A 10621-nucleotide genomic window follows, 5' to 3' on the forward strand; every position below is an offset into this window, starting at 1 on the left:
ACACGAGTCTAACACCAGACCCGTATGCGAAAGATAGTGCGACCCTGACCGGTAAATACGGCAAAGACATTGCGAAAGTCCGTCTTTGGGTCAACGATGTCGCGGTAGCACAAGCAACAACCAGCAATGGCGACTTCACCTTCACAAACATTGCGAGCTTCATCAAAAACAAAACGGATAAAGTCGAAGTGGTTGGCGTAGACGCGCAATACAACGAGTTGAATCGCAAACCGGTGACCCTTACTGGTTTCGACACCCTAGACAATGCCTTAACAGCACCAGCCAATTTCACATTGGATCAAGATACAACGATTAACGGCACGATGGGTACCAACGTAGCCAAAGTTCGCCTATCCGTGAATGGCGTTATCGTGAAACAAGCGACAACATCAGCGGGCACATACACCATCACAGGCGCTAACACGTACATCAAGAGCACCACGGATGTCGTGAAAATCATCGCTGTAGACGCCCAATACAAAGAAGTCAACACGAAAACAGTCACAGTGATTCCGAACGGCTCCATCTATGATTACAAACTAGACGTTAATGCGTATACCTTTGGCGATGCGACCATCACAGGAACATACGGAAAAGACGTTACCGCTGTTCGCCTATGGGTCAATGGAGCTCCGGTTAAAAATGCAACATTGAGCAACGGAAACTTCACAATCAATGGTCTTGCAACTATCACGAAAGCGACTGATAAAGTAGAAGTCGTAGCCGTCAACGCAAGCTTTAAAGAAGTCAACCGTAAAACAGTACAAGCTGGCGAATAAGCAAGTAATAGCCAGTCACGCATGAAAAGAACCACGCGATACAACAACACCTATAGAAGGGACACTTCAAAAAAAAGAAGTGCCTTCCATAGGTGTTTTTTGTATACGCATGTCTCTCGCAGAGGAGTCCTTCTTTTGGCATAGAGCCCAAAAAGATGGCTCCTGTACCATACAGAAACCATCTTTTTGAGTACTTTATTCTTTTTTACAACCGTTCTTGAGAGGGGAATCAGGTTAAAAATCGCCCATGCCCCATTTATTAATTATCCACGTTTTCTAAGAAGTGCTACAGCAAGTCCAGAAACAAGGAATCCGGCGAATACCAATCCAGCAGAACTATTGTCTCCTGTTTTTGGTAGTGCTTTAAGGTTTGTTGTTTTTGTAGGTGTAGCTTTCGGTGCGTTTGCAGAAGCTTTTTTCACGGCTTGAGCAACGGCTGGTTTTTCAGCTTTATCAACGGGCTTCACTGTAAGCTTTTCACCTAAGAATGTAACTTTAGATGAGTCACTGAACTCGCCAGTATCCATATCGACGCTACCTATAAAGATAGTTTGTCCATTTTTTTAAAGGTGTGTCTAATTTAATGTGGAAGTTGCCATTTTCATCAGCGTCCGCAAAGCCTAGAAGTTCTCCATTTTCATCAAGGATCATGACGGTTGTCAATGGTTCGGCAGTTCCATAAATATTAGTTGCCGTTGATTTAGTGAAGTCTATAACTGGTGCGTCAAAGAAAAAGAAATCTTCAGCAACAACTGTATAAGTTAGCGTTACGCGAGAAGTATTACCACTAGCATCTTCTGCAATGATTTCAACGGTTTGTGTGCCTTCTTTAGATGTATTTAGGAATTGTTGACCGTTTGCGAAGTACAGTTTCACGAAACCTGAGTTATCTGTTGCGTCAACTAGTTCATCTGCAGCCCATTCTTCACCTTGAGATACATAAAAATCATCTTCATACACATCAATCACAGGTTTTGTTGTATCAACAACTGTGTAAGACACTGTGATGTTTTCAGTAGTCGTGCCATTTGTTGCAGCAACCGTAACAGATTGCGCGCCAAGGCGGTTAACAACTGGTGCTTTTACGAAGGATAATGTCACGCCAGATGTTGCAGTTACGAATTTGCTTGGGTCTTTAACTGCGACATTGATTTCTGTTGTTACATTTGTTTTTGCAGTAGCAAGAGCAGCCGCTTTAACTGGTGCTTTCGCTGGTTCTGTTACTTTGTAGCTCACAACGAATTCTTGTGTTGTTGTATCAGCGAGTGTTGCCACGATAGTTGTTGAGAATGTTCCAGCAACGGCTGTTTTTGGTTCTGTTCCTGCTTTAAAAGCAAGTGTTGTGTTTGTGTCTGCAACTGTTACGAAATCGGCAGGTGTTGTCGTAGCATCTTTAACAAAGGATACGTCTGTTTTTTGAACGGCTGCCACCGCTGCAGTTTTCAGTTGTGCTTGTGGTGTTTCTTCTGTAGTTTCAGGTGCTGTTTCTGTAATCTCTTTAGCTTCTGGAGCTGGTGTTTCTGCCGTTACTGCTGGAACTGGTGCTTCTTCCTCCGCGAATACTGGTGCTGCAAGTGAAAAAGTTAGTCCGCATGCGAGTAATCCGCAAGCTAGTTTCGTTGATTTTGACATTCTATTCTCTCCCTTTTATATGTAATAAGGCTATTATACTAAAGTTTAGTCGAATCGTCACTAATAATTTGCAACGATTCCCAAAAGAAAGCGTGTTCTGTCAAAAAATTGTCACATTTTTGTAATAAAAAACCAGCGATAGAATCATCACTGGCATACTTTTTATTCTTTTGTTAAGGAGTAAAGGTCAGTATATTTCATATCTAACATCTCTTTAACTGCTGCCATATCATGAATCTTCCATGGTTTTGGAGAGAGGGAAATGAGACCATCTTGTTCTAATTTACGTAGATTAGTGGCTACATAAGCGCGTGCCAAATTTAAATACTTGCCAATTACTTTTTGTGTGAAGTAATAAGGAATGAGATAAGATCCATCTGGTTCCGCGCGGCCGAAGCGTTCGGCAACGATAACAAGACCAGCTAAAATCTTTTTGTCGGACGGTAGATTAGAAAGGGATTCACGAACTAGAATCGGATGTGTAAAGTTTAGATAGAAGAAGTACGCATACCAAAAGCTTTCTTGCCCAAAGGTAATTTTGTCGATGACGTATTGGCGCTCGAATCGGAGCAATGTGACTTCACTAATAGCTGTGTAGGAAATGGGCGATACGGCGTTTTCTAGGACACTTAAAAAACCTAAAATATCATCTGGGCCGCAGAATGTCAGAATGGAATCATCTCTAACGGTTCCCTTTGACATCGCGACCATTCCTTTTTTGACAACGTAGAAGTGTCGGTTAGCGGAACCTTCTTTCATTATAACCTCATTTCGACGGTATGTAAGTTCCGTGTAAGGTGGTGTGTCTTCGTTTGATTTCATCAAGGTGGCAAGCATTTTGTCGGTATCGAAGCTTTCTTTTAGATTATTGTAATCGTATAACGTCATATTATGTCCCCTTTTCATACAGATTGTCCTTTTTTATTATATCGAAGGGAAGGGGGTTTGTATAACGTTTCCCCTTGAATTCGGAAAATTTAGATCAATTTCCCAGAGACAAGGCGTTTGCGAATGCCGATTCCAGCGAGTGCGGCAAGTGTTGCTTTTAGGATGCCTGGGATGATGAATGGGATGGCCCCAGCTGTGAAAGCTGTACTCCACGATAGGTCACCGCTAATTTTTAGCCAGACCACGCCGAATAGTAGCGTGACAAAGGAGCCGATGATATTAGCAAAAATAGCGTATGCCATGCTGAAATTCGTTTTTTCGATGAGGTATCCTGTGATGTAAGCGTTGAATAGGAAACCAATGATAAAACCACCTGTTGGGCCGAAAATGATGCCTAGTCCGGCGGTCATACCAGCGAAAACGGGGATACCGATGGCGCCAAGGACAATGTAAACGGCGACGGAGATGGTGGCGTTGCGGGCACCGAGAATGGTTGCGGCAAGGCCAACTGCGAAGGTTTGTCCTGTGAGTGGGATGGGGCCGATTGGAATAGTGATTTGGGCAAGAATAGCGATAATCACTGCAAATAGGGCGTTAATAATCAGTTGTTTTAATTTTTTTATCTCTCATACATTTCTCCTTTGTTAACTTAATATGATATTAGGTTAACATTAAAATCGAGAATTGGCAATACTATTTTTTTTTCGTCACTACCTTGCATTAAATAGTAGTGCGTGGTATAGTATTTATAACAAGTAGTGATTAATGTTCAGTACTAGAATTTTGATAATAAGAAATGGAGGGTTCGGCATGGAAGTGAATGTGCAGTTTAAAAAAGGTGTTCTGGAGTTGTGCTGCCTTTTCCTGATTCATAAGAAGGATCAATACGGTTATGAGCTGGCGCAACATGTTTCACAGTATGTGGAGGTTGCGGAAGGTGCGATTTATCCGGTATTGCGGCGTTTGGTGAAAGAGGGTTATTGCGACACGTATTTGAAGGAGTCGACAGAAGGCCCATCGCGGAAATATTATCAACTAACGGTTAAGGGTGAGATGTATATGACGGAATTAATGTTTGAATGGAAAGATTTTGTGGCGAGTGTCAATAGATTATTTGTAGAAGGAGGAGAGCAAATTGGATAAAACACAATTTCTAGATGAGCTGGCGCTAAAATTGGCGGGACTGGATTCGGAGGAGAGACAAGAGATATTAGCGGATTATAGGGAGCATTTTGCGGCGGGTGAGTCGAGTGGGAAATCGGAGCAGGAGATTGTTTTTGATCTTGGAAGTCCGGATGAAATTGCGCGTGATATTTTGGCGGAGCGTGGCGAATCATTGCCAGAGGAGCCGTATTATGTGCCGAGACCGAGTCAGCCTAAAAAACATGGTGCTGGTTTTAAAGTCGGCGTATTTTTAGCGATGTTGATTCCGAATTTGGTTGTTTACTCCTTGCTTTTATCTTTTTGGGGTGTGGTCGCAGGTTTTATCGGATCGACGGTGGGCTTTTTCTTAACACCATTTGGTTTTATTTTGGACGCGGTGCTGAATCAGGCGTTTGAATGGTATAAATTCTTTGGAACGATTGGTATTGTCGGGCTGGGCTTCATTTTCTTCGTCGTGACGATTTGGATGGCGAAAGCGATGATTATGGCTACGGTAGGCTATACGAAATTCAATATGCATTTGATGAAGGGAGAGCGCAAACATGTTTAAAAAATAAATTAAAATTACTGATTATCGGTGCGGCGCTTCTAGTCGTTGGTGGTATTGGTTTTGGACTGACTTTTGATAATAATAATGTGGATCGTGGTGAGGCTTACCATCGTGAGTGGCAACTGGCGGACGGTGATATTTCGCAGATTAAATTGATGGGTGACCAGGATTTGCGCGTGAATGTTGCGGAAAGCACGACTGGGAAAAGTTACGTGACGATGAGCGGGCATTTGTCACAAGAGGCGATTAATCGTTTGGATAAGAGCGTGAAACCGAATCAAGATAATATAGCGATTGTTGTGGAGAATGAGCAGGAGTGGTTCCAATTTTTGGATTTTCAAATATACGGGGAGCAGAAGGTGACGATTCACTTGGCAAAAGGCGCGAAATTGGGCGAGTTGGCGAGTGATATTAGTTCTAGTGACCTGGTTTTACATGATGTGACTGCGAAAACGATTTCACTTGAGAGCGGTTCTGGTGAAATTGAGGCTTCGAATTTAACGGCGGATGCGACCTCTGTTAAGAATAGTTCAGGAGACATCGACTTGAAAAATGTGACGTCGAATCTGGAAATAATGAATGGTTCCGGTGAGAGTTCGGTGCAAGGAATGACTGGCGATACGCTCAGCGCGACGTCGAATTCTGGCGATATTGAAGTGAACCAAGTTGCAGCAAAAACAACGACGCTCGAAAATGGTTCCGGTAGTATTGACGGGGAACAAGTGAGTGGCGCAGTGAAAGTTGACAATAATTCTGGCGATGTGGAATTGTCTGGATTGGATAGCGCAACGAGTGTTACGAGCGGATCTGGTGAAGTCGATTTAACATTTAGTGATGTGAAGAAAAACGTGACGGTGGACGCGAATTCTGGCGATGTCAAAATTGAAATTCCAGCGGCGTTTAATGGTTTCTTAGACCTACGTAGCAATTCTGGTGATATTAAATCACCAAACATCAAGACAAGTGGCAATCAGGTTATCAAGGTACGTACAGGATCTGGAAACATTAAAGTAGAGCAATAATTTGGAGGTGGGCTCTCGCGCTCACTTCTTTATTTCATGGGGGAATTTGGTTATGAAAGTATACGTCATTTTGACAAAAACAGAGACAATTCCAGGGCGTGTGATTCAAAAATACACGCGAAAACCGTTTAATCATGTGTCGATTAGTCTGACGGAGGATTTGACGAAGGTGTATAGCTTTGGTCGGATTGGAAAGCGTAATCCGCTAAATGGTGGTTTTATTGAGGAAGATATGCGTAGCGGTGTGTTGGAAAACGCAGCAACAGCGATTCTTAGCTATGAGATTACGGTGGAACAACAGATGCGTATTCAAAAAGAACTGGATTGGTTTTTGTTGACGGCAGATAATTATCGCTACAATTTTTGGGGGATTTTAGGCCTGGTGTTGCGTTTGGATTTGTCCGGGAAAAATGAGTTTTTCTGTTCGCAGTTTGTGGGGCATGTTTTGGAACTTAGCGGGATATCGGTTGTGGGGAGCCGTGCGTTGAATTTTTTGCAGCCGTGTGATTTTTTGTATGAGGGCGCGATGGAAGTCGAGTTTTGCGGGGAGATGTCGCGGTATTTGGAGCAGTTCGAAACGGAAAATCAGGAATTGGTGTCGTGTGCTTTGGCGTGACTAAAATGCCAATGAGAGGGTATACTAAGTGATAACGCTACATCTCTATGGATGAAAGGGGAAATCACAGATGACAGTTCAAATTCGAAAAGGAACACTAGAAGATATTGAGGCTATTCAAGATATCGCGGTAAAATCTTGGCATGACACGTATGAGGATATTATTCCACGCGCGGTGCAAGATCGTTTTTTAGACATGTTTTATAATTTGGAAACGCTGAAAACTCGTGTTGGTGCGACGCCGTTTGCGGTGTTGGAGCAAGATGCGCGTGTGATTGGTTTCGCTAATTTTATCGAGCTTGAGAAACGTAAGAGCGAACTCGCGGCTTTTTATTTGTTGCCGGGTGTGAAGAATAAAGGATATGGGACGATGTTGCTTGACGAAGGTATCAAGTTGTTCGCGTTGCCATTGCCTTTGTTTGTAAATGTGGAACAGGAAAATACGAATGCGATTGCGTTTTATAAAGCGCGCGGATTTGTGGATTGGGATAAATTTGAGGAAGACTTTTATGGACACAAGTTGGAGACGGTGCGTTTGCAGTTGATTCAGCATGTGGAGGAAGAAGTCTGAAGTTAGAAGAGCACCGCTAAAATTAGGTTTTAAATCTAATTTTAGCGGTGCTTTTTTAATTAGACGCTATTTTTAGATTTTAGCAAAGTGCCGATTGCGGTTACATCTGCTATCATCCAATTTTTTTCATCTTTGGAAAGTATCATTCGTTCTTGGGAATTTTTGGAGGATGTCTATGGTGTAGTCAATGGGTGTAACAGCATATTCCGCGATTTTTTCACTCGTGACAAAGTTGGAAAGTTGCCTGGTGTTGTTTTCTATAGGGGAACCGAAACGCATTAAAATGTGTAGGCTGAAATAAATCCGTTCTTCAGGATGCATCCTATCCATCAGGAAATGCTCCTCGATATTTTGCATGGACTTGGTGAAATAGTTGGAAAAAATGCTACCAATTGAATCTTCTTGAGATAGCATTTTTTGAAAAAAGGAAGGGTCAATTTGCCACCAGGTAACCTCAGTTAGTGCTTTGCATTCTGTGATTTCTGGAATTTCCTCAGAGTTCCAATTTTTAATTCTTCTCGTACATAATAGCTATGGAAATCTGCGTCCATTTTTAGTAACGTGAGGATCTGTGGAGTCGCGTTTTCTGCGGCATTATTCGTATGCATAGTAAATTCCTCCCTCCTGATATAATTATAGGTAATAGTTTTATATACTCAAATATGTGGAAAGTTAACCTTCATTTAGAATGCAAAAATAGCGATGAAAAATTAGATTTCATCGCCATATTACATCACGTGTTGCTTTTTGTGCTGGTTGCTGCTTTTCCACTGGCTTTTTGACCACCGCGAATCGCGAAGAAAATCCAAGCCAGAATAGCGCACATCACGCCGCCAAGGAGTGAAATCAAGATGACCATAATCGCGCTGATGAGTTGTAGAATACTTGTGATAATCACGGTAGCAATGACACCGAATAGAAAGCCGCAAACGATGAAGCGCTTCGCCGTCGCATTTTTGCTGAAGCCGTAGAACATTTCGGCGATGGTTGTGCCGACGAGTATAAGTGGCGCGGCGAACAGAATCGCGGCAAACACGAGCTGATACGTTATTTCACCGTACATAATGGCTTCCATTCCAATGACAGAAAAGATCCCCAATATAAATACAGTTAAGTAAGCAAAGATAAAACGCATGATGCATTCCCCCATTTCATCCCATATTATATCACAAAAGCTAGCCGGAATCTTCTTCCCAGCTAGCTTTTGTACGATTTAATCGATAGAGTTAAAACGTGGATTATCTTCTTTTGCGGTTAGAGCTTGGATGCCGCGGATAATGTTGAATAGCGCAAGGACAATGGTCATAAGGCCGACTGCAACGACTAAGCCTAGTCCGATAAAGCCGGTGACGTTGGTACTGTTGGTGCTAAATCCGACAATTCCGATGCTAAGCGCGGTGATGATAGCTCCAATTGTTGGTAGGATATGTGTGAATAAAGCAACTTTTGCGTGATGTTTCGTATTTTCTGTGCCGCTGAAAATCCAGATGGCAATAGGTACGATAAAAGGTGCGAAAAATAGGCTGAAATAGCTGAGTGCGTTTAATATTTTTTGATCGTTCATAATGATAACGTCCTTTCGTAACTTGATGTCTTTATTATACGATAGATAGGGACGTCGAAACCATTGCATTAGGTGACAATTTGCGATGGAGAATGTTACATTTTTGTAAGTACCGAAATGTTCGGACTTGTTCTTGCACAAAGATAGGTAAGATGTAACCCTGACTTTACACAAATCGAGCGCTTGTCGCCGATTTATCAGGGCTTTATAGAATAGATTTTAGTGACCAGACTTTCGAGCGCCATCTGTAGACCATGAGGCCACCACGGATTCCTTCGTCGATGATGTAAGCAAGCCAGACGCCGACTAGACCCATTCCTGCAGTGATTCCGAGGACGTAGGAGAATGGTAGGCTCACAATCCACATCACGATGATGCCGACAATGAATGGAAAACGGACGTCTCCTGTTGAGTTGAGACTGCTGATGATAATGATGTTGGTGGAGCGCGCGATTTCTAGGAAGATGGATAGGAAAAACAGTTGTTTTGTCATCGCGATGATTTCTTCGTTGGATGTGAATAGGTGCATGATTGGTTCTGAGAAGAAATAGATGAGAATGCTGAGGCAAACAGCGATTGCGAGTCCAATTTTCCAGCTTCGCAAGCCTTGTTTGTAGGCGCGGTCGACTTCTTTTGCTCCGACTGCGCGTCCGATGATGATTTGAGATGCTTGGCCGATGGAGATGGCGAACAGGGCAACAAATTGGCTGACCGTTGAGGCGTATACTTTAGTCGTCAGGGCATCGGTACCCATGAGGGCAATGATGGCGGTGACGACAAGCTGCGAACCTGCGTAGGACATATTTTCACCAGCGGAAGGTAGACCGAGTCGCAAAATGGAATACATGGTCCGCCGCGATAGTTCTTTGAATTTATGCCATTTGAAGCGGTATTCGACGTGGCGATGCAGGAGCCAGATGGATAGGAAAACGGCGATAAAGTTTCCGAAAACCGTTGCTAGTGCTACGCCGGTAACGCCTAAGTCTAGATAGGAAAGTGGTCCGTATAGAACGAGAAAGTTCCCGATAACCGTGATGATTCCAGCGACAACGGGAATGTACATGGCTTGGCGAACGTAACCGTGTGTCCGCAAAATAGGCATGATCGCATAGGGAATCGCGGTCATGATGGAAACGCCTCCGATGATTTCAAGAAATGGTGTGCCGATTTCGACTAAGTGCGGATCAAGCCCCATCCAGGTCAGAAATTGTGCTGATAATAGAAGGAAAACAAGGCTGACAATTGCTCCAATCACAACGGAAAACACGATGCCATTTGTGATGACTTGTTCGATGAGTCGATGTTTCTTGGCGCCAATCATTTGTGCGACTAAGATTTGCACGCCGACACTAATGAAGGCAAACATGATGACGGAGAGCACGAGAATCTGGTTCGCGACCCCTGTTGCTGCAACGGCGTCATCAGAATAGTGCCCCAACATAAAGACGGTGACATAGCTAATCATGACCCGCAAAAACTGTTCAATAAAAATCGGCCAAGCGAGTGAGAATAAACTTAATTTTGATGCGGTTTGACTTTTATCCATGCGACCTGCTCCTTTCGGTGAACCTAGGCGTTAAGCGAATATTATCACTCTCACAACAATATCTCCCTATTATAAGGCAGGCACGGGTTAAAGTATAGACTAATAAGCAAATGATAACGAACTGTAACAATTACTAAGTGAAGCAATTTCATAAGTCACTTTTTATTCGAAACTAGACGAATCCAATTTTGCGATTTTTCATTTTTTAAACAGCCATACGTTGTTTTTGGGTCAAACGCTCTACGGCAAATTTGATGGACATTATAGGTTAATTGAATCAAATTTGATA

At 42.9% G+C, this 10621-nt stretch carries 14 protein-coding genes; 6 read left to right on the forward strand and 8 right to left on the reverse strand.

What is annotated here, in order from left to right:
• On the forward strand, positions 1-779 hold a 779-nt coding region (locus tag PCORN_RS19405), incomplete at its 5' end, for an immunoglobulin-like domain-containing protein (RefSeq protein WP_036081214.1).
• Between the two features lie 263 nt (positions 780-1042).
• Here PCORN_RS19405 and PCORN_RS17485 read toward each other — a convergent pair.
• From PCORN_RS17485 to PCORN_RS12645, 4 genes are all read right to left on the reverse strand, one after another.
• Complete coding sequence (locus PCORN_RS17485) at positions 1043-1306, reverse strand: LPXTG cell wall anchor domain-containing protein (protein ID WP_051999453.1); 264 nt, start codon at positions 1304-1306, stop codon at positions 1043-1045.
• 7 nt (positions 1307-1313) lie between these two features.
• A complete protein-coding gene (locus tag PCORN_RS12635) occupies positions 1314-2411 on the reverse strand; it encodes an Ig-like domain-containing protein (RefSeq protein WP_051999454.1) in 1098 nt (365 codons plus the stop codon).
• 162 nt (positions 2412-2573) lie between these two features.
• Positions 2574-3299, reverse strand: a complete 726-nt coding sequence (locus PCORN_RS12640; protein WP_051999455.1) for a Crp/Fnr family transcriptional regulator — start codon at positions 3297-3299, stop codon at positions 2574-2576.
• An 89-nt stretch (positions 3300-3388) separates the two neighbouring features.
• A complete protein-coding gene (locus PCORN_RS12645) occupies positions 3389-3922 on the reverse strand; it encodes a biotin transporter BioY (protein ID WP_036081216.1) in 534 nt (177 codons plus the stop codon).
• Positions 3923-4109: 187 nt separating this feature from the next.
• Here PCORN_RS12645 and PCORN_RS12650 point away from each other — a divergent pair, with 187 nt between their 5' ends.
• From PCORN_RS12650 to PCORN_RS12670, 5 genes are all read left to right on the forward strand, one after another.
• A complete protein-coding gene (locus PCORN_RS12650) occupies positions 4110-4442 on the forward strand; it encodes a PadR family transcriptional regulator (protein ID WP_036081218.1) in 333 nt (110 codons plus the stop codon).
• Positions 4435-5013, forward strand: a complete 579-nt coding sequence (locus PCORN_RS12655) for a DUF1700 domain-containing protein (RefSeq protein ID WP_051999456.1) — start codon at positions 4435-4437, stop codon at positions 5011-5013. The genes PCORN_RS12650 and PCORN_RS12655 overlap by 8 nt, the downstream gene beginning before the upstream one ends.
• The gene (locus PCORN_RS12660) at positions 4926-6035 is read left to right on the forward strand and encodes a DUF4097 family beta strand repeat-containing protein (protein WP_036081220.1); all 1110 of its coding nucleotides are present in this window, start codon (positions 4926-4928) and stop codon (positions 6033-6035) included. Before PCORN_RS12655 ends, PCORN_RS12660 begins: the two co-directional genes overlap by 88 nt.
• Positions 6036-6087: 52 nt before the next feature.
• Positions 6088-6651: a hypothetical protein gene (locus PCORN_RS12665; RefSeq protein ID WP_036081222.1), complete on the forward strand. Its 564-nt coding sequence runs from the start codon at positions 6088-6090 to the stop codon at positions 6649-6651.
• A gap of 70 nt (positions 6652-6721) precedes the next feature.
• Complete coding sequence (locus PCORN_RS12670; protein WP_036081224.1) at positions 6722-7222, forward strand: GNAT family N-acetyltransferase; 501 nt, start codon at positions 6722-6724, stop codon at positions 7220-7222.
• A 126-nt stretch (positions 7223-7348) separates the two neighbouring features.
• Here PCORN_RS12670 and PCORN_RS12675 read toward each other — a convergent pair whose 3' ends face one another.
• From PCORN_RS12675 to PCORN_RS12690, 4 genes are all read right to left on the reverse strand, one after another.
• Entirely contained in the window at positions 7349-7552 is a 204-nt protein-coding gene (locus PCORN_RS12675; RefSeq protein WP_036081226.1) for a hypothetical protein, read from the reverse strand.
• A gap of 403 nt (positions 7553-7955) precedes the next feature.
• Complete coding sequence (locus tag PCORN_RS12680) at positions 7956-8357, reverse strand: hypothetical protein (RefSeq protein ID WP_036081228.1); 402 nt, start codon at positions 8355-8357, stop codon at positions 7956-7958.
• 78 nt (positions 8358-8435) lie between these two features.
• Positions 8436-8786, reverse strand: a complete 351-nt coding sequence (locus PCORN_RS12685; protein WP_036081229.1) for a magnetosome magnetite crystal formation protein family — start codon at positions 8784-8786, stop codon at positions 8436-8438.
• Between the two features lie 205 nt (positions 8787-8991).
• Positions 8992-10332, reverse strand: a complete 1341-nt coding sequence (locus PCORN_RS12690) for an MATE family efflux transporter (protein WP_036081231.1) — start codon at positions 10330-10332, stop codon at positions 8992-8994.
• Positions 10333-10621: the final 289 nt, after the last annotated feature.

It is taken from the genome of Listeria cornellensis FSL F6-0969 (assembly GCF_000525855.1).
In the GTDB taxonomy this organism is placed as follows: domain Bacteria; phylum Bacillota; class Bacilli; order Lactobacillales; family Listeriaceae; genus Listeria_A; species Listeria_A cornellensis.